Annotated in this window: 19 protein-coding genes; 9 read left to right on the top strand and 10 right to left on the bottom strand. The window is 68.9% G+C overall.

The window, feature by feature from the left end:
• Positions 1-29 precede the first annotated feature (29 nt).
• Positions 30-509, bottom strand: a complete 480-nt coding sequence (locus NI2_RS15215; RefSeq protein WP_243749739.1) for a TetR family transcriptional regulator — start codon at positions 507-509, stop codon at positions 30-32.
• Between the two features lie 394 nt (positions 510-903).
• Between NI2_RS15215 and NI2_RS15210 the strand changes: the two genes are divergently transcribed.
• Positions 904-1,647, top strand: coding sequence for a tyrosine-protein phosphatase (locus tag NI2_RS15210; protein ID WP_067491293.1), 744 nt, complete (start codon positions 904-906; stop codon positions 1,645-1,647).
• Between the two features lies 1 nt (position 1,648).
• Here NI2_RS15210 and NI2_RS15205 read toward each other — a convergent pair whose 3' ends face one another.
• Positions 1,649-2,992 (bottom strand): class I adenylate-forming enzyme family protein, encoded by a 1,344-nt coding sequence (locus tag NI2_RS15205; RefSeq protein WP_243749740.1) that lies wholly within the window; start codon positions 2,990-2,992, stop codon positions 1,649-1,651.
• Between the two features lie 50 nt (positions 2,993-3,042).
• A complete protein-coding gene (locus NI2_RS15200; protein WP_067491291.1) occupies positions 3,043-3,837 on the bottom strand; it encodes an enoyl-CoA hydratase/isomerase family protein in 795 nt (264 codons plus the stop codon).
• Between the two features lie 154 nt (positions 3,838-3,991).
• On the opposite strand from NI2_RS15200, the gene NI2_RS15195 reads away from it, so the two are divergent.
• The 5 genes from NI2_RS15195 (at position 3,992) to NI2_RS15175 (ending at position 14,124) form a co-directional block, all read left to right on the top strand.
• The gene (locus NI2_RS15195; RefSeq protein WP_243749741.1) at positions 3,992-4,711 is read left to right on the top strand and encodes a hypothetical protein; all 720 of its coding nucleotides are present in this window, start codon (positions 3,992-3,994) and stop codon (positions 4,709-4,711) included.
• Entirely contained in the window at positions 4,708-5,670 is a 963-nt protein-coding gene (locus tag NI2_RS15190) for an ATP-binding cassette domain-containing protein (protein ID WP_067491288.1), read from the top strand. The genes NI2_RS15195 and NI2_RS15190 overlap by 4 nt, the downstream gene beginning before the upstream one ends.
• A gap of 175 nt (positions 5,671-5,845) precedes the next feature.
• Positions 5,846-6,628 carry an ABC transporter permease subunit gene (locus NI2_RS15185; protein WP_067491286.1) on the top strand — a complete coding sequence of 261 codons (783 nt, stop codon included), beginning with the start codon at positions 5,846-5,848 and terminating at the stop codon, positions 6,626-6,628.
• Positions 6,629-6,645: 17 nt separating this feature from the next.
• The gene (locus tag NI2_RS15180; protein ID WP_067491658.1) at positions 6,646-10,236 is read left to right on the top strand and encodes an ABC transporter ATP-binding protein; all 3,591 of its coding nucleotides are present in this window, start codon (positions 6,646-6,648) and stop codon (positions 10,234-10,236) included.
• Between the two features lie 105 nt (positions 10,237-10,341).
• Positions 10,342-14,124, top strand: coding sequence for a multifunctional oxoglutarate decarboxylase/oxoglutarate dehydrogenase thiamine pyrophosphate-binding subunit/dihydrolipoyllysine-residue succinyltransferase subunit (locus NI2_RS15175; protein ID WP_166655723.1), 3,783 nt, complete (start codon positions 10,342-10,344; stop codon positions 14,122-14,124).
• A gap of 63 nt (positions 14,125-14,187) precedes the next feature.
• On the opposite strand, the gene NI2_RS15170 is transcribed toward NI2_RS15175, so the two are convergent.
• From NI2_RS15170 to NI2_RS15160, 3 genes are all read right to left on the bottom strand, one after another.
• Positions 14,188-14,820 (bottom strand): hypothetical protein, encoded by a 633-nt coding sequence (locus NI2_RS15170; protein ID WP_133733832.1) that lies wholly within the window; start codon positions 14,818-14,820, stop codon positions 14,188-14,190.
• Positions 14,817-16,331, bottom strand: coding sequence for a serine/threonine-protein kinase (locus NI2_RS15165; RefSeq protein ID WP_067491280.1), 1,515 nt, complete (start codon positions 16,329-16,331; stop codon positions 14,817-14,819). The genes NI2_RS15170 and NI2_RS15165 overlap by 4 nt, the downstream gene beginning before the upstream one ends.
• A 153-nt stretch (positions 16,332-16,484) precedes the next feature.
• The gene (locus tag NI2_RS15160) at positions 16,485-16,982 is read right to left on the bottom strand and encodes a hypothetical protein (protein ID WP_243749742.1); all 498 of its coding nucleotides are present in this window, start codon (positions 16,980-16,982) and stop codon (positions 16,485-16,487) included.
• Between the two features lie 165 nt (positions 16,983-17,147).
• Here NI2_RS15160 and NI2_RS15155 point away from each other — a divergent pair, with 165 nt between their 5' ends.
• Complete coding sequence (locus NI2_RS15155) at positions 17,148-18,287, top strand: hypothetical protein (RefSeq protein ID WP_067491275.1); 1,140 nt, start codon at positions 17,148-17,150, stop codon at positions 18,285-18,287.
• Positions 18,288-18,326: 39 nt separating this feature from the next.
• On the opposite strand, the gene NI2_RS15150 is transcribed toward NI2_RS15155, so the two are convergent.
• From NI2_RS15150 to NI2_RS15140, 3 genes are all read right to left on the bottom strand, one after another.
• Complete coding sequence (locus NI2_RS15150; RefSeq protein WP_208115316.1) at positions 18,327-18,791, bottom strand: hypothetical protein; 465 nt, start codon at positions 18,789-18,791, stop codon at positions 18,327-18,329.
• Positions 18,788-19,504, bottom strand: coding sequence for an SDR family oxidoreductase (locus NI2_RS15145; RefSeq protein ID WP_067491274.1), 717 nt, complete (start codon positions 19,502-19,504; stop codon positions 18,788-18,790). Before NI2_RS15145 ends, NI2_RS15150 begins: the two co-directional genes overlap by 4 nt.
• A gap of 70 nt (positions 19,505-19,574) precedes the next feature.
• A complete protein-coding gene (locus NI2_RS15140; RefSeq protein ID WP_133733833.1) occupies positions 19,575-19,757 on the bottom strand; it encodes a hypothetical protein in 183 nt (60 codons plus the stop codon).
• Positions 19,758-20,008: 251 nt separating this feature from the next.
• Here NI2_RS15140 and NI2_RS15135 point away from each other — a divergent pair, with 251 nt between their 5' ends.
• On the top strand, positions 20,009-20,854 hold the full coding sequence (locus NI2_RS15135; RefSeq protein WP_067491269.1) for a helix-turn-helix transcriptional regulator: 846 nt from the start codon (positions 20,009-20,011) through the stop codon (positions 20,852-20,854).
• Between the two features lie 137 nt (positions 20,855-20,991).
• Here NI2_RS15135 and NI2_RS15130 read toward each other — a convergent pair whose 3' ends face one another.
• A complete protein-coding gene (locus tag NI2_RS15130; protein ID WP_067491267.1) occupies positions 20,992-21,603 on the bottom strand; it encodes a hypothetical protein in 612 nt (203 codons plus the stop codon).
• A 79-nt stretch (positions 21,604-21,682) separates the two neighbouring features.
• Here NI2_RS15130 and NI2_RS15125 point away from each other — a divergent pair, with 79 nt between their 5' ends.
• Entirely contained in the window at positions 21,683-22,246 is a 564-nt protein-coding gene (locus NI2_RS15125; protein WP_067491265.1) for a TetR/AcrR family transcriptional regulator, read from the top strand.
• Positions 22,247-22,310: the final 64 nt, after the last annotated feature.

The following is a 22,310-nucleotide window of genomic DNA, read 5'->3' as shown; positions in this document are numbered from 1 at the left end:
CACCTATCTGGTCACTCGTCCAGTAAATCTCAGGCTTCGACGGCCTTGAGGGTGAGACAGCCGACGAGATCATCGGTGACGACAAGGATGGTCTCGTCGTTGCCGTCGGCGAGCCAGCGCAGTACCGCGCCGTGGAAGACGGAGACGAGGTAGCTGGCAATGGAGTCGACCGGCTCGAGCCACTGCGTACCCGAGAGCTCGGCACACAGCTCGAGGAACTCGGTCGCCTCGGCATCCATCTCACGGAACATCACGATCGCGGACGGATCGCCCACGTTGCCACCGGGCTCGATCCACCGCTCCCGCAGGGTCCGCAGCGCGGTCTCGTAGGACCTGATGCTTTTCGCCGGGGCGGCCTTCACCACCGGCCAATACGCACTGAGCCCCGCATGAAGGCAGATTCGCAGCGCCCGCAGCCCGGCGGTATCCGAACTCGCGGCGGCTGCTTCCACGGCCCGGCGAACGACGGGTCGCAAGGATGTTTCGGTTAGTTCACGACTGGCGCTCAACGACAACTCCTCGGCAACAAAATTCGCTGCCCGCGGCGATGCGAGCTGGTCGGGAAGAGGCCTCATCGAGGTCAACCACATCCCGCAAGCACGATCTTAGAAGGTTTTCTGGATTCACGAACTGGTTCAGCCATCCTTTTCAGACTGAAAGATTGTTTTGTTACCCGAATGCGACCTTGATAAAAACCGACCATACGGCTCGATTTTGTTTTCGCGCTCGAATAGATGCCCCCGCTGTATTCGCTTACCTGTCGATGGTACAAGTCGTGGTAGCCGCGCTCACGTTCCTGTGGGTGAGCACACACGTGTCGCGCGGGGAAACGCACGTCACATACTTCGTGACCGATCGGCCGACTCCGTCCACGCCGGGTCGAACCGCCGATAACCTGGACGGGTGACTCTCTCGCCTCGCGCCGACCAGTTCGCCCTCAGCGGCACCTTCAATTTCCGCGATGTGGGCGGGCTGCGCACCGTCGACGGCGGCACCGTCCGCCCCGGCGTGCTGCTGCGCTCGGCACAACTCAGCGGTCTCGACGAACAGGGGCATGCCACCTTGAGCGAGCTGCGGGTCACCGATGTACACGATCTGCGCGGCCCGGTCGAGATCGACCACATCGGCCACGACACCCTGCCCCAGCATGTGCGCCTGCACGTCACACCGTTCGACTCGCGGATGGAAGAGGCACCGCCACACGAGGCGGCGACCGTCAGCGCGTTCGCGCACATGCTCGAGGTGTACCGGCAGTTCCCGCTGCTGCCCGAGGCGGGCGCGGCCATCACCCGGCTGGCCGGCTCGATCGTCGACGGCGACGACGCCGTGCTCGTGCACTGCGCGGCGGGCAAGGACCGCACCGGCTGGGCGGTGGCCACCGTGCTGCGCGCGGTCGGCGTGCACGAGGACGACATCTACACCGACTTCCTGGCCAGCAATGCGGCGGTGGAACCCCTGCGCGTCCTGCTGGAACCGAAGATCGGCGGTGGCGAGGCACTGTCGGTCGACATCCTCGGCGTGCGCGAGGAGTACCTGCGCACCGCCGATGCCACCGTGCACAAACGCTACGGCGACACCGAGGGCTACCTGACCGAGATCGGCCTCACGGGCGACCTGCGCTCGGCGTTGCGCGCCAAGCTGGTGTGAGTCAGCCGGCCGGCTCGGCGTAGACCAGGCCGTCGGTGTCGATGCGGACGAAATCGCCCGTGTGGAACCAGGTTCCGCTGAACCGGGCGACGGTCGCGTCGGGGTTGTTCCAGTAGCGTCGGCTGACATTCGGTCCGCGACAGAGCAGTTCGCCGCGACCCTGGCGAGCCTGCGGGCCCGACAGCGCCAATTCCGTTCCACCGAAGGCGAACCCGAGCGCCGCCTCGGTGCGATCGGTGTCGTCGACGAGCAGGCCGATGCCGCTGGTCTCGGTGGCGCCCCACACCGACCACTGCCGCGCCTCGGGAAACAGCGCGCGCAAGGCAGCGGTCAGCGGGGCCGAGGCCGGGGCGGCGGCGCGTTCGGAGCGGTGACAGGCCTTGCTCACGCGCCGCACACCCGCGCCCGAGCGTCGCTCGGCGAAGGCTGGCAGCAGGTCGGCGAAGATGCGCGGGGTGGCCGAGACCGTGTCGATCCGCTCGCTGACCAGCACGTCGGCCAGGCTGCGGGCACCCGGTGCGAGGACGACGGTTCCGCCGACGGCGAAGGTCGGCAGCAACTGGTCGACACATCCGCTGGCGTGGGCCAGCGGCAGCAGCACCAGATTGCGCACGCCGTCGGCGGGCAGGCCGAGCGCGCCGACCATCGACGACACCGCCGACAAGAGGTTCTCGTTGGTGAGCTCGACCCCGGCGGGCACCGGACCGCGTGCGGCGGCACCGGTGTAGCAGAGCAGGGCCGGATCTCCCAGTGCCGCACCGTCATCGATGTAGGCGGTGCTGTCGGGCAGTGGCCCGTCGGGGCCGAGCACGAAGTCGGCGCGGCTGTCGGCGATCACGCGCGCCGTCAGGTCGGCGCCGAGCCCGTCGGGGATCAGGACCGGTACCGCACCGGACAGCAGGGCGCCGAGGAACGCCTGCACCCAGCGCGCGCCCGTCGGCATGTGCACCGCGACCCGGTCGCCGTAGCCGATGCCGTGACCCTGCAGGCCGCCCGCGATGCGGGAAGCGCTGTGCCACAGCTCCCGGTAGGTCAGGCGTGGGCCGCCGACCTCGACGACCGCCTCCCGATTCGTGAAGGCGTGCACGCGCAGGTCGAGCAGTTCGGTGAGCGCGGGGTGCAGGTCGCCGTAGCGGAGCACGCCGTCGGGGCCGCGCCGCAGCTGTCCGCAACCCAGCACACCGGAGCCGACCGGGGACGACCGGAACGCCCGGAACTCGGGTCCACTCGTGATCGGCACCCGAGCCTCGGAGCCGGGCCCTCGCTCCGGCGCGCCACCCTCCGAGCGTGCGGTCGTGTCCGGTTCCGGCTGACCCATCAAGACCTCCACGTCCTCGCCCGGCATGCATCTCCGACTATATGACGTGGATCACATTTCTGTCAGCCGCTCGGGATTCACTCGCCCTTGTAGGTCGCCTTACCTGGGCCGACATCGAGGAAACTGCGAACGGCACCGCGCAGGTCGGCGGTCTCGAACAGGGCGCCCGACACCTCCGGTGTCACCGAATCCGCGTGTGCCACACCGCCGGAACGCCATGCCTCGATGATCCGCTTGGTCGCGGCGTGCGCGCGGGTCGGTCCGTCGGCGAGGCGGGTGACCAGCGCGCGGGCGGCCGTGTCGACGTCGTCGTGGACGGCGTTGACCACACCCCAGTCGGCCATGGTCGCGGCGTCGTAGAGATCGCCGGTCATCACGAACTCGCGGGCCCGGCCAGAACCCGCCCGCTCGGCCAGCCGCTGCGGGCCACCCATCGACGGTGTCAGGCCGACCACCGTTTCCACCAGCCCGAACTTCGCCTTCGGCGCGGCCAGGATGATGTCGCAGGCCAGCGACATCTCGAAGGCGGCGGTGAGGGTGAGCCCGTGCGCGGCGAACACCACCGGGCACGGCAGGGCCTCGAGCGGATGGATGATCCGGTCGAACAGCTCGCGCCACAGTTGCGCGCCCTGCTCGGCGCTTCGCCCCTCGAAGACGTGCACGTCGACACCGCCGGAGACCACCTTGCCCTCGGCGCGGATGAGCACGGCGCGCGGCGGCTGCGCGGTGAGCGCGGCGAGATCGGCGATCAGCGCGTCGATCAGGGGCCGGTCGAAGAGGTTGAGCGGCGGATGATCGATGGTGATCGTGGCGATCTCGGCACCGGCTTCGGTGAACTCGCGCGTCAGTCGGGTCGGGTTCGTTTCACTCATTTGGTCAGCGTAGAACCCGGGCACCGGTCGTGGGAGTGGAGAGCGTGCCCACATCGCGGAACCACAGGGGTGTCGGTAGTCGTTGGCATGATGGGCTGTCGGGACCACAGGTGCCCTACAGTTCGACTCGTCGGTCGAAGAGGAGGACGACGCCGTGTTCAAGAGTGCGATCGAGAAGGCCGTAGTCGATGTTCTCGACACCGGTTCCAAGCTGCAGGCCCCTGCCGTGCGGCGCTATGTCCAGTACCTGCGGGAACGTCATCCCGGGGAGAGCCCGGCCCAGATCGCCGAACGGCTGGAGAAGCAGTACCTGCTCGCGGTGACCGGCAGCGGTGCCGCCGTCGGCGCGACCGCGGCCGTGCCGGGCATCGGCACGGTGGCCGCCCTCGGCGCGGTCGGCGCGGAGACGGCGTTCTTCATGGAGGCCTCGGCACTGTTCACGCTGGCACGGGCCGCCGTCCAGGGCATCGAGCCGCATGACCAGGAGGCCCGGCGCGCGCTGGTGCTCGCGGTCGTCCTCGGTGACGCGGGCATCGCCATCGTGCAGAAGGGGTTGCGCACCCAGTCGAAGAACTGGGCGAACACGCTGGCGGGCAAGGCGACCGGCATGGGCGCGATCAACAGCAAACTGCTGCAGCAGTTCATCAAGCGCTTCATCACCAAGCGGGCCGCGCTGATGGCGGGCAAGGTGCTGCCCGCCGGTATCGGTGCCGCCATCGGTGGCGCGGGTAACCGGGCGCTCGGCAAGGCCACGATCGAGAACGCGCACAAGGCCTTCGGGCCCGCGCCAGCGCTGTGGCCGACGCCGCTGCACAACGTGATCGACGCCGATCCGCTGCCCGCGATCGGTACCGACCCGGCCCGTAAGCAGTGAGGAAAGCCGGGGGCGACGCCGTGCTGGTGCGCGGCGTCGGAAAAGTCTTCGACCAGGTCAGCGCCGTCGACGGCATCGACTTCGCGGTGCCGTCGGGTGCGGTGACCGCGCTGGTCGGGCCCACCGGGGCGGGCAAGACCACCCTGCTGCGAATGGTGCTCGGGCTGCAGCGGCCGAGCACCGGCCGGGTGGAGGTGACGGTGGGGCACGGACCGGCCGCGGTCGGCGCGGTGCTGCATCCGCGCGGTCTGCATCCGGCGCGCACGGTGCGCGATCAGCTGTCGTGCTACGCCCCGGTCGCGGGCGTCGGCGGTCGGCGGGTCGAGGCGGTGCTCGAGACGACGGGTCTCGGCGCTCTCGCCGATACCGTTGTAGCCCAGCTGAATCCGGGTCAGCAGACCCGCCTCGCGCTGGCCACGGCGCTGCTCGCCGATCCTCCGCTGCTCGTCCTGGACGACCTGTTCGCCGATGCCGACGGCATGGAACGCGGCTGGTTGCAGGAGGTGCTGCGCGGGCATGTCGGGCGGGGCGGCACGGTGCTGGTGAGCGCGGGCAGCCTGGCCGACGTGGTGTCGGCGGCCGACCACCTGGTGGTGCTGAGCGAGGGCGCCGTCGTCTGGCAGGGCACTCCCGCCAAGCTGCGGCGCGGCCATCCCGACCGGCTCGTCGTCGCCTCCTCCCCGTCGATCGCCTTGGCCACGGCCCTGGCGACCCGGGGCTTCACCGATGCGGTGATGCGGCCGGACGGGCGCCTGGCCGTCGCCGAGGCCGACGAGGCGACGATCCGTTCGATCGCCGAGGCGGCCTCGGTGCGGATCGGCAGCATCGTCGCCGACCCCATCCACCCCGACCGGGTCCTGGCCTCCTTGACCAAACCCCGCAGGCATCAGCACCGCCTTCCCACGCCGTCGAACGCCACCTTCGCGCCGGCCCCGCCGTCGTACGGGGTGTCCCGATGACGCCGTCGGCCACAGATCGACCGGTGCGCCCCGCGTGCCGAAGCCGTCGCCCGTTCTCGCCGGCTCAGCGCGCCGCGTGCGGCTCCGGCCTTCGCGGGGAGGTCCGGGTAGCCGGACTCCGACCGGGGCGTGTGCGCGCATCCATTTCGGTCATGACTTCGGAGGGGATCACCCGATGACCACTGTGCTGCCCGAGGATCTGCTCCCCGGTCTCGACGCCGAAACACGCAAGGTGTTCACGCTGCGGCCCAATCGGTTGCTGCTCGTCGGCCCGATCGCGGTGGCACTGGTCGCGACGCTGATCACGGCGCTGATGTCGGGCCGCTACGACCCGACCGGACAACCCCTGACGGGGGCGGCCACCATCGGCCTGTACCTGGCGCTCGTCGCGGTGTTCGTGGCCGCGGCACTGCTCGGCATCGGCGTGACCGGTGGCGAGTACAAGCGCAAGACCATGGCGCTCACGGCCCTGTTCGCCCCGGATCGCGACCGGCTGGTCATCGCGAAATACGCCGCGGTGGCCGGTATCGCGCTGGTGGTCGCCGTCGTCGCCGAGGTGGTCGCGATGCTCGTGCTCGCCGCCGCGGGCCGTGGCAAGTTCGAGTTCGGCTGGCCGCTGCTGGAAGTGCTCGGCGCCGGGTTGCTCGTCGCGATGTGCTGGGCGGTGCTCGGTGCGGGCATCGGGTTGTTGCTGCGCACGACCGGAGCGGCGGTGTGGCTGGTGCTCGGCTGGGCATTCGTGCTCGAGCCGCTGATCTGGTTGGTAGCCAAGGGTTTCGGGGCCGGTGGTCTCACGACCGTGCTGCCGGTGTCCTCGACCGTGGCCGGAGTGAGCGCCGGTTCCTTCGACGAGGCCGAGGTGTTCGCACCGACGCCCGCCGCGCTCGTCGTTCTGCTCCTGTGGACCATCGCCGTTGGTGCTGCCGGGTGGTGGGACCTGCGCAACCGCGACCTGTAGTGCACGAGCCCGCTGTGATGACGCGGCGCGCTGACCGGCCCGGCTGGTTCCGCAGGCTGTGGCGCCTGTGCCTGCGGCATCCGCGGCTGCTCGCCGTCATCGCGGGGGCGGTGCTGGCCGGCGCGGCCGTCTCGATCGCGGCACCCCTGGCCACCAAGCGCGCCGTCGACGCCGCCGAAGCGGGCGACACCTCGGTCATCGGCAGTGCCGCCGCCCTGCTCGCGGTCCTCGCGGTCTGCCGGTTCGCGGTGACCTTCGCCCGCCGGCTATGGGCTGGTCAACTGTCACTGGAGGTGCAACACGACCTGCGTGTCTCACTGCTCGCCGCGCTGCAGCGCCTCGACGGAGCGGGCCAGGACGCCATCCGCACCGGCCAGGTGGTGTCGCGTTCCATCACCGACCTGCAGCTGGTGCAGGGCTTGCTGGCGATGGTGCCGTGGTCGGGCCTCGCCGTGCTGCAGTTCGTCGCCTCGGCGGTGGTGATGGTGTGGCTGAGCCCGCCGCTGGCGCTCGCCGCGCTGCTCGTCGCGCCGGTGATGGCGGTGGTTGTGCTGCGGATGCGGCCCCGGCTGTACGCGGCCACCTGGTCGGCGCAGCAGCGGGCCGCCGAGCTGGCCGAACACGTCGAACAGACGGTCACCGGGGTGCGTGTGGTGAAGGGCTTCGGGCAGGAGGCCCGGATGGTCGACGAACTCGAGCACCACGGCCGCGCCCTCTACGCCGAACGGCTGCGCGCCGCGCGGATCAACGCCCGCTTCGCCCCCGTCGTGTCGGCACTGCCGCAGGCCGGGCTGGTCGCCGTCATCATCGTCGGCGGATTGCTCGCCTCGCGCGGCGCGATCGGGATCGGCACCTTCCTCGCCTTCACCGCCTACCTGGCCACGATGACGTCCTCGGCGCGCACGATCACCTCGGTGGTCATCATGAGCCAGCTCACCAAATCCGCCGCCGACCGGGTGTTCCAGGTGATCGACGCGGCGCCGGTACTCGTCGACCCCGACAAGCCGACCGAGCTGCCACCCGGCCCGCTCGGCATCGAATTCGACGGTGTCGGATTCGGTTTCACCCCCGGCGAGCCGGTGCTCTCGGAACTCGACCTCACGATCCGGCCGGGTGAGACCGTCGCGATCATCGGCCCGGCCGGGTCCGGCAAGTCGACGCTGTCACTGCTGCTACCCCGCTTCTACGCACCCGACGCGGGCACCATCAGCCTCGTCGGCACCGACGGCACCCGGGTAGACCTGGCCGACCTGCGCGCCGAGGATCTGCGCGGCGCGCTCGGCGTGGTCTTCGACGACCCGTTCCTGTTCTCCGACACCATCGCGGCCAATATCGCCCTCGGCCGCCCGGAGGCCACCGACGCCGAGATCCGGGCGGCGGCCACCGCGGCGGTCGCCGACGAGTTCATCGCCGAACTGCCCGACGGGTACGACACCGTCATCGGTGAACGCGGCCTCACCCTCTCCGGTGGCCAACGGCAGCGGATCGCGCTGGCCCGCGCGCTGCTCACCCGGCCGCGCGTACTCGTCCTCGACGACGCCACCTCCGCCGTCGATGCGGTGACCGAGGCGGAGATCTTCCGGCGGCTGCCCGACCCGGGCGGGCGCACCACGCTGATCCTGGCCCACCGCGAGTCGACCCTGGCCCAGGCCGATCGGGTCATCCGGCTGCCCGCGCCCACCGGCTCGGTCGTGCCGACCGTGCGCGTCGACAAGCGGCCCGTCGTCGGTGATCGGCCACGGTCGATGGCGGCCGCCGACCTCAGCGAGACCCCGGAACTGCGCGCGGCCGTCGACGCGCTACCACCGGCCACCGAACAACCCGACCTGCCCGGCGATCTGCGCGGCCCCCAACCCGACTTCGGTCTGCGCGTCCTGCTTCGACCGGTCCGCAAGCTGGTCGGGCTGGTCGTATTGCTGCTGATCGCCGACGCCATGATCGGCATCGCCTTCCCGCCGCTGGTCCGCTACGCCATCGACACCGGTGTCACCGGCGGGCAGAACTCGGCGCTCGCGGTGTCGGCGGTGATCGGGATCGGACTGGTGCTCGCGAGCCTGATCGTCGGCGCTGCCGTCACGGTGCTCACCGCGCGCACCGGCGAACGCGTGCTGTTCGGGCTCCGGGTGCGCAGCTACGCCCAGTTGCAGCGGCTCGGCCTCGACTTCTACGAGCGCGAACTGTCCGGCCGGATCATGACGCGGATGACCACCGATGTCGACGCCCTGTCGACCTTCCTGCAGACCGGTGTCGCCACCGGCCTGGTCGCGGTCATCACCTTGATCGGCGTGGCTGTCGGCCTGGTCGTCATCGATGCGGGGCTGGCGCTGGTCGTGCTCGCCACCGTGCCGCCGATGCTCATCGCGACCCTGCTGTTCCGGCGCGTCTCGACCGCCGCCTACACCGTCTCGCGCGAACGGGTCTCCGCCGTGAACGCCGACTTCCAGGAGAACATCGCGGGCCTGCGGGCCGTGCAGGCCGCCCGCAACGAACCGGTGGCGGCGCGCCGCTTCGCCGAGTACTCCCACCGCTACCGCGAGGCGCGCATCCGCGCCCAGCGCGCGATCGCCTGCTACTTCTCCTTCGGCCTGGCCTGGGCCGACCTCGCCCTGGCCGTCGTCGTCTATCTGGGCGCCAACGCGGTGGCCGACGGACGAACGACCACCGGCACGCTCGTCGCCTTCGTCCTCTACCTCGGCCTGCTGTTCAGCCCGATCCAGGAACTGTCGCAGGTGTTCGACGGCTACCAGCAGGCCAGGGTCGGGCTGCGCCGCATCGGTGACCTGCTGCGCACACAGTCGTCGATCGCGGCCGACCCACCCGACGCGGTGCGCATCGACCGTTTGCGCGGTGAGGTCGTCTTCGACGATGTCCACTTCCGCTATCCGGGAGCGAACTTCCCGGCGCTGGACGGCGTGTCCTTCACCCTCCCGGCCGGGCGAACCCTTGCGCTCGTCGGGCCGACCGGCGCGGGCAAATCGACGATCGTGAAACTGCTCGCCCGGCTCTACGATCTGCCCGCCGAGCCGTCGGCGGGTGAGATTCGGGTCGACGGTGTCGATTTACGTAAATTCGTGCTCACCGAGTACCGCTCGCGGCTGGGAATTGTGCCCCAGGAAGCTCACCTGTTCAGCGGTGATGTCGCGAGCAACATTGCATTCGGACAACCTTTCGCCACATCGGTGGACATCGCACAGGCGGCGAGCCACGTCGGTGCGGCCGAAATGATCGCCGGATTACCCCGAAAAATGAACCAACCGGTCGGTGAAAGAGGTCGCGGGTTATCCGCCGGACAACGTCAGCTCGTCGCCCTCGCCCGCGCCGACCTCGTCGACCCCGACCTGCTGCTTCTCGACGAGGCGACCTCGACCCTCGACCCGGAGACCGAGGCATCGGTGCTGGTAGCGAGCCGTTCGCTGGCCCGGGGCCGCACGACCGTCGTGGTCGCCCACCGGCTGGCCACCGCGGCCCGCGCCGACTTCGTCGGCGTGGTCGAACAAGGACGTATCGTCGAATTCGGTAGCCACCGGGAACTGCTCGCCCGAGGCGGGAGTTACGCGCGACTCTGGTCGGCGGGACTGCACGAGGAGCGAATAGTCTCGGGCCACTAGCTACGCCGACATGCCACGGGGCATATGCTCGGTGAGGGCGCATCGGCAGCCATCCGCTGATACCCCTGCCGGGCACGTCACAAACGTCGCAGCGCGAAGAACGAAATGAGGCGAACACCAGCTGTGAGCAGCTCAACTTCCCAGTTCGGACAGAACCAGTGGCTAGTCGACGAGATGTATCAGAAGTTCAAACAGGACCCGTCCTCGGTCGACGCGAGTTGGCACGAGTTCCTCGCCGACTACACCCCCGAGGCCACCGACTCCGCTAACGAGCAGGCTCCCGCCGCCACCGCGCAAGCGGCGCCGCAGCAGGCTCCGAAGGCCGCACCGCAGGCCCCCAAGACCGCCGTCGCGACGGCGCCCAAGCCGGCACCCGCGCCGGCTCCGGCACCCGCCCCGGCTCCGGCACCCGCCCCGGCTCCGAAGCGGGAGAACGTGCGCGCACCGCAGACCACGCCCGCCCCGGTGTCGAACGCCCCGGCCACCGCGCCCGCCAAGACGAGCACGGGCACCGACGAGTCCAAGGTGCTGCGCGGCCCCGCCGCGGCCATCGCCAAGAACATGTCGGCCTCGCTGACCATCCCCACCGCCACGTCGGTGCGCGCGATCCCGGCCAAGCTGATGATCGACAACCGCCTCGTGATCAACAACCACCTGGCGCGCACCCGCGGCGGCAAGATCTCCTTCACCCACCTGCTCGGTTACGCGATCGTGCAGGCCGTGAAGTCGTTCCCGAACCTGAACCGGCACTTCGCCGAGATCGACGGCAAGCCGAACGCGGTCACCCCCGCGCACACCAACCTCGGCCTGGCCATCGACCTCGTGGGCAAGGACGGCAACCGCACGCTGGTCGTCGCCGCAATCAAGGGCACCGAGGAGATGAGCTTCGGTCAGTTCCACGCCGCCTACGAGGACATCGTCCGCCGCGCCCGTGAAGGCAAGCTCGGCGCCGAGGATTTCTCCGGTGTCACCATCTCGCTGACCAACCCCGGCACCATCGGCACCGTCCACTCGGTGCCGCGCCTCATGCCGGGCCAGGGCGCGATCATCGGTGCCGGCGCCATGGAGTACCCGGCCGAGTTCCAGGGCATGAGCGACGAGCGCCTGGCCGAGATCGGCGTCGGCAAGCTGATGACGCTGACCTCCACCTACGATCACCGCATCATCCAGGGCGCCGAGTCCGGCGACTTCCTGCGCACCATCCACAACCTGCTGATCTCCGACGAGTTCTACGACGAGATCTTCCACGGCCTCGGCGTGCCGTACGAGCCGATCCGCTGGCGCAAGGACATCAGCGAGCGCGGCGTCGACAAGAGCGCCCGCGTGCTCGAGCTGATCGCGGCCTACCGCAACCGCGGCCACCTGATGGCCGACACCGACCCGCTGCGCCTGGTCAAGGACAAGTTCCGCAGCCACCCCGACCTCGACGTCACCTCGCACGGCCTCACCCTGTGGGACCTGGACCGTACCTTCGACGTGGGCGGTTTCCACGGCCAGGAGCGGATGAAGCTGCGCGATGTGCTGTCGATCCTGCGCGACGCCTACTGCCGCCACGTCGGTGTGGAGTACACCCACATCCTCGAGACCGACCAGCTCAAGTGGATCCAGGACCGGGTCGAGCAGAAGCACGTCAAGCCGACGGTCGCCCAGCAGAAGTACATCCTGAACCGGCTCAACGCCGCCGAGGCGTTCGAGACCTTCCTGCAGACCAAGTACGTCGGTCAGAAGCGGTTCTCGCTCGAGGGCGCCGAAGCCGTGATCCCGATGATGGACGCCACCATCGACCAGTGCGCCGAGCACGGGCTCGACGAGGTCGTCATCGGTATGCCGCACCGTGGCCGCCTCAACGTGCTGGCCAACATCGTCGGCAAGCCGTACTCGAAGATCTTCACCGAGTTCGAGGGCAACATGAACCCGGCCGCCACCCACGGCTCGGGCGACGTGAAGTACCACCTCGGTGCGCACGGCCAGTACCTGCAGATGTTCGGCGACAACGAGATCGAGGTGTCGCTCACCGCGAACCCCTCGCACCTGGAGGCGGTCGATCCCGTGCTCGAGGGCCTCGTGCGCGCCAAGCAGGACCTGCTGAACAAGGGCGACGGCCCCGAGGGCTTCTCGGTGATGCCGCTGATGTTGCACGGTGACGCCGCGTTCGCCGGTCAGGGCGTGGTCGCCGAGACGCTGAACCTGTCGGGTCTGCGCGGTTACCGCGTGGGCGGCACCATCCACATCGTGGTGAACAACCAGATCGGCTTCACCACCGCGCCGGAGAACAGCCGCTCCACCGAGTACTCCACCGACATCGCGAAGTTCATCGGCGCGCCGATCTTCCACGTCAACGGTGACGACCCCGAGGCCTGCGACTGGGTCGCGCGCCTGGCGGTCGACTTCCGGCAGAAGTTCCGCAAGGACGTCGTCATCGACCTCGTCTGCTACCGCCGCCGCGGACACAACGAGGGCGACGACCCCTCGATGACCCAGCCGGAGATGTACGACGTCATCGACACCAAGCGTTCGGTCCGCAAGGCCTACACCGAATCGCTGATCGGCCGTGGCGACATCTCCATGAAGGAGGCCGAGGACGCGCTGCGCGACTACCAGGGTCAGCTCGAGCGCGTGTTCAACGAGGTCCGCGAGCTGGAGAAATACGTTCCGGAGCCGTCGGAGTCCGTCGAGGACGACCAGAAGGTGCCCGCGACCGTGCAGACCGCGGTCGACAAGTCGGTGCTGCAGCGCATCGGCGACGCGTTCCTCAACACTCCCGACGGTTTCAACGTGCACCCGCGCGTGAAGCCGGTGCTGGAGAAGCGGCGCGAGATGGCCTACGAGGGCAAGGTCGACTGGGCCTTCGCCGAGTTGCTCGCGTTCGGTTCGCTGATCGACCAGGGTCACGATGTGCGCCTGACCGGTCAGGACTCGCGTCGCGGCACGTTCACCCAGCGCCACTCGGTCATCATCGACCGGATCAACGCCCAGGAGTACACCCCGCTGCACAACATCGGTTCGGAGAACCCGGGCTGGTTCGCGGTGCACGACTCGGCGCTGAGCGAATTCGCCGCTGTCGGTTTCGAATACGGTTACTCGCTGGGCAACCCCAACGCACTGGTGTTGTGGGAGGCGCAGTTCGGTGACTTCGTCAACGGCGCGCAGTCGATCATCGACGAGTTCATCTCCTCCGGTGAGGCCAAGTGGGGTCAGCTCTCCGATGTGGTGCTGCTGCTGCCGCACGGCCACGAGGGTCAGGGTCCCGACCACACCTCGGGCCGTATCGAGCGGTTCCTGCAGTTGTGCGCCGAGGGTTCGATGACCGTCGCGGTGCCGTCCACCCCGGCGAACTACTTCCACCTGCTGCGCCGCCACGCCCTCGACGGCATCCGTCGTCCGCTGATCGTCTTCACCCCGAAGTCGATGCTGCGCAACAAGGCCGTGGTGTCCGACATCAAGGACTTCACCGAGTCGAAGTTCCGTTCGGTGTTCGACGAGCCCACCTACGAATCGGGCGTCGGCGACACCGCCAAGGTCAAGCGCATCCTGCTGACCTCGGGCAAGCTCTACTACGAGCTCGCCGCGGAGAAGGCCAAGCACAAGCGTGAAGACGTGGCCATCGTCCGGATCGAACAGCTCTACCCGATCCCGACGTACCGCCTCAACGAGGCCCTGGCCAAGTATCCCAACGCGACCGACATCGCCTGGGTCCAGGAGGAACCGGCCAACCAGGGCGCCTGGCCCTTCTTCGGCCTCAACCTCCCCGAGGTCCTCCCCGACCGCCTGGGCAAACTGCGCCGCATCTCCCGCCGCGCCATGTCGGCCCCGTCCTCGGGTTCCTCGAAGGTCCACGCCGTGGAGCAGGCCGAGATCATCGCCGAGGCCTTCGAGCCGACCGCGTAATTTCTTCCCGCACAACGGCGAACGCCGGGTGGATCATCACGATCCGCCCGGCGTTCGCCGTTGTCAGGCCCGCAGGTTGCGCATCACCACGCGAACGTGGTGTTCGGTCAGCTGTCGCAGCTCGGCGCGGCTGATCCGGTTGCCATCGATCGTCAGTGTGGTGTCCACGTGCAGGTTCTCGTCGAGCACGCCGATCCGCACTTTTGTCACCGGACGCCCGGCCCGGTCGGCCTCCTCCTCGACGAAGGCGTCCTCGCCGAGCCCGGCCAGGTATTCGAAACTCGTATTCGGATCCGAGACACGTTGTCCGACAAGATATTTGAACCTGTCGTGCCCCCCTCGCCGGTCGCCTCCCGCCCGCGTGACATGGAGACTCAGCGACACAGTGAGGTCACCGAAAGCGCCGGAGCAGTAGCCGGTCGACCCGATGGGCTCCTGATCGTCCTGCTGCCACCCGGCGCTGCCGCGACGCGTGAGTTCGGCCAGATCCATCAGCTCGCAGTGATTGCCTTGCTCCAGCTCGCGGTACTTGCGCGAGGTCGGGGTGTCGACCGGTGTGCCCGGCGTCCACCGCGTGTTCGCCGCCCCGTCCTCGCGCCCCAGCCACATCGCGGCGGCGATCACGGTGACCACCACGAGCGAGCAGGCCGACACTGCCGCAGCCGTCCATGGCAGCGAGAACCGTCGTGGTGTCATCCGAGGCGCTCCCAGAGTATTCGGCCCTGATGCTCACAGGCCGTCACCATCTCCGAATCGTCCACCTTCGACTCCGCGGGCGTGCTCAGCGTCACCGCGACGACCACGTTGTCGTCGAAGAGGCCGAGCTCGCAGGTCGGGCCGTACATGTACGGCAGTCGGCGCACGTAGAAGTAGGAGTCGTCAGCGAGCTCGAGCCGGTGGTCCGCCCGGATCGTGGCCCCGCCCAGACGAACCAACTCCAGGTCGTCGCGGAAGAAGGCCTCGGCGCCGTGTCCATCGTTCACGACCTTGGCAAGCACAGTGGCTGCCAGACCCCGGTAGGAGACCGAGCAGTGGTGGGACGAATATGGCTCGGAATCAACGGATTCGGAATGGATGGGCGGATCGGGCGGCGCCCCACCGAGTTGTTCGAGTGCGGGCAGATCGAGCAGGTCACAGGCGTTCGCGACACTCTGCGTGGTGTAGACCCGGGTCGGCTGGCCACGGATCAGGTCGGTGGTCGTCATGACGACGAGCAACGCGACCGTAGCGGTCGTCAGCACCGCGGTGAGCACCGAGGGCAGGAGCGTTCGCGCGGCCCGGGCACGCCGTCGACCTGGCAGGGCGGCTGGAACACCGGCCGTGACCGGATCGGTCGGCGACGGGCTCGGGGACGGCGCGCGCACCGGCGCCCCGGTGTCGAACGCTCTGCTCGCCGCCGCGGCGAGGTCGGCGCAGCGGGCAAATCGGTCCTCCGGCCGTTTCGCCATCGCGGTCGCCACGACCGCGTCGATGGCCCGCGGCAGCTCCGGTCGTAGCTCGGTGGGCCGGGGCGGTGCCGCGCCCAGATGCGCGGCGATCACCGCCGCCTGGTCACTACGTGGAAACGGCGTCCGGCCGGTGAGTAGCTGATACAGCGTGCAGCCGAGGGAGTAGATGTCGGCGCGATGATCCACCAGGTGCCCGTGGAATCGTTCGGGCGCGGCGTAGGCGAAGGTGGCGGCCATCGCCGACAGCGTCACCGTGTCGTCGAGGCTGCGGGCGATGCCGAAGTCGGTGAGCAGCGCGGTTTCGCGGCCCGCCGCGTCGCGTTCGATCAGCAGGTTGGCCGGTTTCACATCGCGGTGCAGCACCCCGTGCGCGTGCGCGAAATCCAGTCCGGCGGCGGCACCCCGGATCAGCCGCAGGGCTCGATCCGGTGCCAGGCCGGTGGGATTCGCGCGCAGCAGGCCGATCGCGTCGCCACCGTCGACGTATTTCATCGACAACCACAGCACCGGGTCCTCGGGACCGCTGCGGTCGTACACGGCGACGATGTTCGGGTGTTCGAGCCGCGCGGCCAGTGTCGCCTCACGGTCGAACGCGGTGCGCACCTTGGCATCGGTGGAAATCCCGTCGCCGAGTACCTTCAGCGCGACCCGCCGACGCAGCCGCGGATGCTCCGCGAGATACACCGACCCCATCCCGCCCGCGCCGAGCAGCCGTTCGACCACGTATCCGGCGAACACCGTCCCGGATTCCACCGCCACCCCGACCCACCTCCGCTTCGCCCGCCGACGCTTGAGCGGAACTATGGGCCCACCCGATCACGGATGAATCTAAGGGCAGCCCTCCGGACGAGCAAGCCACCGGCACGCGACAGCAGAGGCGGACCCGGGCGGGCCGCCCCTGCCGCCGTTTCGCTACTGGTTGAGGGTGATCCAGGCCTGACCCGAAAGCTGTTCCAGGTCATAGTGTTGCGGGTAGGTGTCGGTGGTGGCGACGATCTTCGCCTCGACCCGGCCGGGGCCGGGGCCCATGCCGAAACCGGTGATCACGCCGTCGGGCGCCTGTTCGATGACACCGTTGGCATCGACCCGATGGGACTGACTGTTCTCACGGCCGGTGTCGAGGTTCTTCCACCGCACCGAGATCCGGTACGGCTGGCAGTTCTGTCCGTCCTGAATGATTTTCACGCGAACACCGAGGTGCCCGGCCTGCGGCTGGGGCACGGTTTCCGCGTTGACGATGGCCGAGCATCCGCCCGGCACCCGGACGAGTGTCGGTACGAAGTGGACGACCTGATCCGACGGCAATGCCGCCGCCGGACCACTGAACCCGACGAGCGCGGTAACGGCCGCTGCGGCGGCCACCCCGACCTGAACCGAAACCCGTTGACCTTGCTTGCTTTTCAGACTCATGCTCCGAAATTCGCGACTCGCGCGGAGATCGTTAACCACCGTAATGGTCTCGATGTGACAACGGCGCCGGAGACCTGGGTCACAGACTTTCCTCAGACATGCGGCACTCCGCACTCACTGTTGCCCAGTAATGTCCGCGGCGAACTATCGGATTGGAGACAACAGGTGAGCGGACGCAACGGATTTCTGCTGCTCGGCGGGATCTCGTCGGTCGGGGCGGGGGCGGTGCACTTCCTGGCCGCCGGAATGCACAGCGACCACGCCACACTGGCGCGGCTGATGGTCGTGCTCGCCGCGATGCAATGCGCCGTCGGGCTGACGGTGCTGCTGAGTGATCGCAAGATCGTCGTGTCCGCGCTGGCCGCGGTGAACGCGATCGCGGTTGCGGTGTGGGCGTTCACCCGTTTCGCCGATATCCCGTGGGTCACCGGGCTGACCGCGGAATCACCGGGTGTCGCCGATACCGTCTGCGCCGCGCTCGGTGCGCTCGCTGTCCTCGGCGCGGCCGTCGCACTGCTGCGGCCGGGTGCGACGCTGCCGCCCATGCGGTCCGGGTTCGCGGCCGCCGCCGTCGGTGTGCTGGCGCTGGCGGCCATGCTGAACGGTGTCGGGCATGTGCACAGTCACGGCGACGATCACGCACACGCGGCGGGCGAGGACCACGGTGACACCGGCGACTCCTGGCCCCGGGCGTTCGACCCGGGCAAGCCGATCGATATCTCCGGCGTCCCGGGCGTCACCGCCGAACAGGAGCAACGCGCGACAGCCCTGATCCAGAACACCCTCGACAAGCTGCCTGCCTTCGCCGACGTCACCACCATCGGCGCACTCGGCTTCCGCTCGATCGGCGATGCCGCCACCGGCTACGAGCACTGGATCAACACCGGCTACATCCGCGACGACAGCTTCCTCGACCCCACCCGACCGGAGTCGCTGGTCTACCGGGTCGACGGCCAGAACCGCACCCTGGTGTCGGCCATGTACATGGCCAAGGGCAAGAAGATCGACGACCCGGCCCTCACCGAGTACGCGGGCCCGCTGATGCAGTGGCACGTGCACGACAACCTGTGCTGGAAGGCAGGCGACAACGGTCCCCAGGTCGCAGGCGTGACCGACGAACAGGGCAACTGCCCGCCGAACTCGATCAACCCCGGCGCGGGCAATCCGATGGTGCACGTGTGGATCGCTCCGCACGAATGCGGCCCGTTCGCGGCGCTGGAGGGTCACGGTGCCGGTCAGGCGGCCACGGACGGTCGACGCACCGACACCTGCGGCGGCCACGACCACGGTGGCGGCCACAAGTAGGACGGCTGCCCGGCGGGCGCGCGTCTCGACTGCCTATAGTCAGCGGGCGTGCAACCCGCGGCGCAGCGCGTCGATGGTCGTCTCCGGAGAAGTGTTGAAGCAGAACCGGATTCCCGGCGCGATCTCGGTGGCGACATTGATGAGGCGTTCGAACAGCAAGGTGTGCTCGGGCGCCATCCGCACCCCGGCGCCGATCATCGCGACCCCGAACGGCCTGCCCGCCGCGCAGTCGCGCAGCGTCGCCTCGGCGGCGTCGGGGTCGGCCGGGACCTGGCAGGTGACGATGTCGAAGCCTGCCTCGCGCAGGGCCGTCTCGCCCGCCGCGATACGCGCGGTGAGTGTGGCTTCGTCGATCTGCGGGTAGCGGCTGTAGTCGACGGCGCTGGGGTGCAGGCCGATCGAGAGCACGGTGTCGGATTTCTGTTCTGCCACTGCGTCCTCCGTTGTCATCAGATAGGCGGCGACCGCCAGCAGCCCGGCCGCGAGCACCGCGCCGAGTTTCACCACGGCGCGGTGCCGGTGCGGTCGACGAATGCGCCGGTGGGTCCGTCCGGGCCGATGGTCGCCATGGCCACGATCGCGTCGGTGCCTTCGGTGACGGTCTGGAAACCACTGTGCCCGTTGAGGTCGGTCGCCGTATAGCCGGGATCGACGGCGTTGACCTTCATGGTGTCGAGTTCGCTCGCGTACATGACGGTGAGCATGTTCAGCGCGGCCTTGGTGCTCGGATAGCCGAGGGCCGGTGGCAGCAGGCCTGCCCACTTCGGGTCGGTGATCGTGGCGATCGAGCCGATGCCGCTGGAGACCATCACGATGCGTGGATGCCCGGACAGGCGCAGCAGCGGCAGGAACGCGTTGGTCACCCGAATGGGGCCGAAGACATTGGTCTCGAACACCTCGCGCAAGTCTTCGGGCCTGGTCTCGCTCGGCGCGGTGCGTGGGCCGCCGATGCCCGCGTTGTTGATCAGGACATCGAGGCGGCCCGCTTCGGATTTCACGGTGTCCGCGGCGGCCATGACGGAGTCGTCGGAGGTCACGTCCAGCGCGACGAACCTGACGTCGGCACCGGCTGCGGCGAGTTCGGCGGCCGCCGCCGCACCGCGCCCGGTGTCGCGGGCGGCGAGGAACACCTGCCAGCCCCGGCCCGCCAGCCGGCGAACCGTTTCGCGGCCGAGTCCCTTGTTTGCCCCGGTCACCAGGGCGATCGTCTGTGTCATGCCTCCAGATTCACGCCACAGCGAGCCGCGCACCAGTGCCGGAGAGGCATAGGACGGGCGGTACCACGCCCTATCGAGCGAGAACAGGCGAAGCGACCTGCGCACCGGCGACGCGGATACCGCGCAGCAGCAGGATCGCCGCGATCACCACCACCGGAGCGGGCGTCGGCTCCACGACGACGGCGCACACCACGCCCCAGCCGAGCACCGCCCACGCGAGGAATTCGGGTGGGACGATGCCACGCCGGTCCATCCACACGATGAGCGAACCGACGAGCAGCAGCGGCCAGCCGAAGCCGGCGGGATTGGCCCAGAAGCTGTTGGCTGCGGGGGTGTCCTCCCACCAGTGGCCCCAGAGTTCGAAGGTCAGCCACTCGTCGAAGGAGGATGAGCTGACCAGTCGCTTATACGGTTGCGTATAGATCTGGCGGATATGCCGTGCCGCACAGGGGGTGGGATTCGCGGTACCACCCGGCCGCCACCGACCTGCGGCACCATGGAAACGTGGACAGAGCGGAATTGGCGACGGTACTGCGCGGTGCGCGCTCCCGGCTCTCGCCCGTCGACGTCGGCCTGCCCGCCGGAGCCCGCCGACAGGTCCCCGGGCTGCGGCGCGAGGAGGTGGCGAGCCTGGCCGGCGTGAGTGTCGATTACATCGTGCGCCTCGAGCAAGGACGTGGGCCCAAGCCGTCCGATCAGGTACTCGGTGCCCTCACCAGGGCACTGCGGCTCACCGATGTCGATCGGGATCTGGTCTACCGGCTCGCCGGTTCCGAACCACCGCAGGCCGGGCGGATTCCGATGGTCATCCGGCCGAGCGTCCAGCGACTGCTGGACCGGCTCACCGATCTGCCGGTGCTCGTCCTGTCCGCGAAATCCGACGTCCTCGCCTGGAATCCGCTGTCGGCCGCACTGCTGGGCGACTTCTCCGCCATCCCGCCCGAGCAGCGGAACATCATGTGGCAGCGCTTCCTCGGTACCGGCATGGGCCGCGTCGTCATGACCCCCGAGGAGGCCGACAGCAACGCCGCCGCCTGCGTCGGCTGCCTGCGCGCCGTCAAGGCCACCTACCCCGACGACCCCGACCTCACCCGCCTGCTCACCGAACTACGCACGCGCAGCGCCGAATTCGAGGCCCACTGGCAAGCAGGTCGTTCCAGCACCATGCACAGCCTCACCAAAACCATCGCCCACCCCGACCTGGGCACCCTCACCCTCGACTGCGACGCCATGCACGTCCCCCACACCGACCAAACCATCGTCATCTACTCCGCACCCCCCAACACCCCCACCGCCACAGCCCTCGACCTCCTCCGAGTAACCGGCCTCGAAACCTTCGGCCCCAGATAGCCGAGACCGGGCCGGTGGACGCGAGATCCTCGAATACTGGATCCCGGCAGAGGATCTCACCGAGTTCAACCGCAATATCGTCGGCACGATCGAGGTGGTGCGGCAGTTTCCCGAGGATGCGCCGATACCGGGGTGACTCAGGCTTCGGAGTGCTGCTTCACTCTCGCTGCCTTGATCGCGCCGATGGCGGTGTGTGGATCGTCGGCCCAGAAGGCAATGGTCGACGAGGTCAGGTCGCCCTGTGGCGTGGAGAAGGTGTGCGGCGCGGCCAGTTCCAGGCGAATGTTGGTGGAACTGCCGACCGGGAGGGCGAGGGTTCCATTTGCTGTGCGGTGCAACGACTTCGATTCGTCGTAGCCACGCATGTCGGGGCGCACAGCACGCAGGGCGGAGAGCGGGATCGTGAGTTCTGTGCGGCGCAGGTAGCGCAGGCGTAGGTGCTCGGAGGTGAGCACGTGCGGGTACGCGTGGTGAGCGGCTAGCAGGCCGAGCATCCACAACAGTCCCCAGATGCCGAGCGCCAACGCGGCCAGGCGGACCGGTGCCCACGGGATGATCAGGTGCACAGCGGGAATCTCCACCGCGCTGACCACGACGAACGCCCAGAGGATGGCCGACATGGCGCCCGCGTAGCGAATCGGGGTGCCGCCCGCCGTTTCGGGCTTGCGGGCGATCGCGCGGGCAAGGCTCACCCACAGATCGACTTCGAACCGGACGAAACGGCGTACGAGCCGCAGGACAGGACGCACGGCGACCTCCTTTGCAATACAACTGCATTGTAAAGAGGTGCACCATGGCAATACAAGTGCATCGTGAAAGAATGACCGCATGCCGAAACGGGTCGATCACAGTTCGCGCCGAGCCGAGATCAGCGACGCCGTGATGCGACTGCTCGCCCGCGACGGACTCGAGTCGATCAGCCTGCGCCACGTCGCCGCCGAAGCAGGCGTCTCCGCAGGCCAGGTGCAGCACTACTTCCCCACCAAGGACGCGATGATGGAATTCGCCGCGACCACCATCGCGGGCAGAATCGGCGAGCGCATCGCCGCCGCGGGCCCCGCCCCCGACCTCCACCAGATCCTCACCGCCCTCCTCCCCACCGACGCCGAATCCACCGCCGACACCCGCACCCTGATCGGCTACCTGGCCTTCGCCTCGGTTCGCCCCCAGATCGCCGAAACCCTGGCAACCAACGGCCGAGGCTTCCGCGACCACATCGCAGGCCTGCTCCCCCACCACCCCGAGCCGACCGCGGCGGCCAGCACCCTGTTGGCCCTCCTCGACGGCCTGGCCTTACACGTGACCGTTGGCCAGATCCCCGCCGACGACGCACGCGCACTGTTGACCAGCGCCATCGATGAAGCTCTCGCGCGACGCTCGCGTGGGCGATGAGCAGAGGCGACGAGCCCGCTCCCGCTGCACGTTCGGCAATGGCCGATGACCAGCAGTCCCGGCG

This window comes from Nocardia ignorata NBRC 108230, assembly GCF_001612905.1.
GTDB lineage: Bacteria > Actinomycetota > Actinomycetes > Mycobacteriales > Mycobacteriaceae > Nocardia > Nocardia ignorata.
The sequence above is the reverse complement of the archived record's forward strand: the minus strand, read 5'-3'. Positions and strand labels throughout refer to the sequence as shown.

Bases quoted from the DNA above. Each gene is read 5' to 3' on its own strand.
- NI2_RS15205 (WP_243749740.1), bottom strand. From the start codon at position 2,992: ATGCCGGGCGAGGACGTGGAGGTCTTGATGGGTCAGCCGGAACCGGAC.
- NI2_RS15200 (WP_067491291.1), bottom strand. From the start codon at position 3,837: ATGAGTGAAACGAACCCGACCCGACTGACGCGCGAGTTCACCGAAGCC.
- NI2_RS15185 (WP_067491286.1), top strand. From the start codon at position 5,846: ATGACCACTGTGCTGCCCGAGGATCTGCTCCCCGGTCTCGACGCCGAA.
- NI2_RS15180 (WP_067491658.1), top strand. From the start codon at position 6,646: ATGACGCGGCGCGCTGACCGGCCCGGCTGGTTCCGCAGGCTGTGGCGC.
- NI2_RS15175 (WP_166655723.1), top strand. From the start codon at position 10,342: ATGAGGCGAACACCAGCTGTGAGCAGCTCAACTTCCCAGTTCGGACAG.
- NI2_RS15170 (WP_133733832.1), bottom strand. From the start codon at position 14,820: ATGACACCACGACGGTTCTCGCTGCCATGGACGGCTGCGGCAGTGTCG.
- NI2_RS15160 (WP_243749742.1), bottom strand. From the start codon at position 16,982: ATGAGTCTGAAAAGCAAGCAAGGTCAACGGGTTTCGGTTCAGGTCGGG.
- NI2_RS15145 (WP_067491274.1), bottom strand. From the start codon at position 19,504: ATGACACAGACGATCGCCCTGGTGACCGGGGCAAACAAGGGACTCGGC.
- NI2_RS15140 (WP_133733833.1), bottom strand. From the start codon at position 19,757: ATGGACCGGCGTGGCATCGTCCCACCCGAATTCCTCGCGTGGGCGGTG.
- NI2_RS15125 (WP_067491265.1), top strand. From the start codon at position 21,683: ATGCCGAAACGGGTCGATCACAGTTCGCGCCGAGCCGAGATCAGCGAC.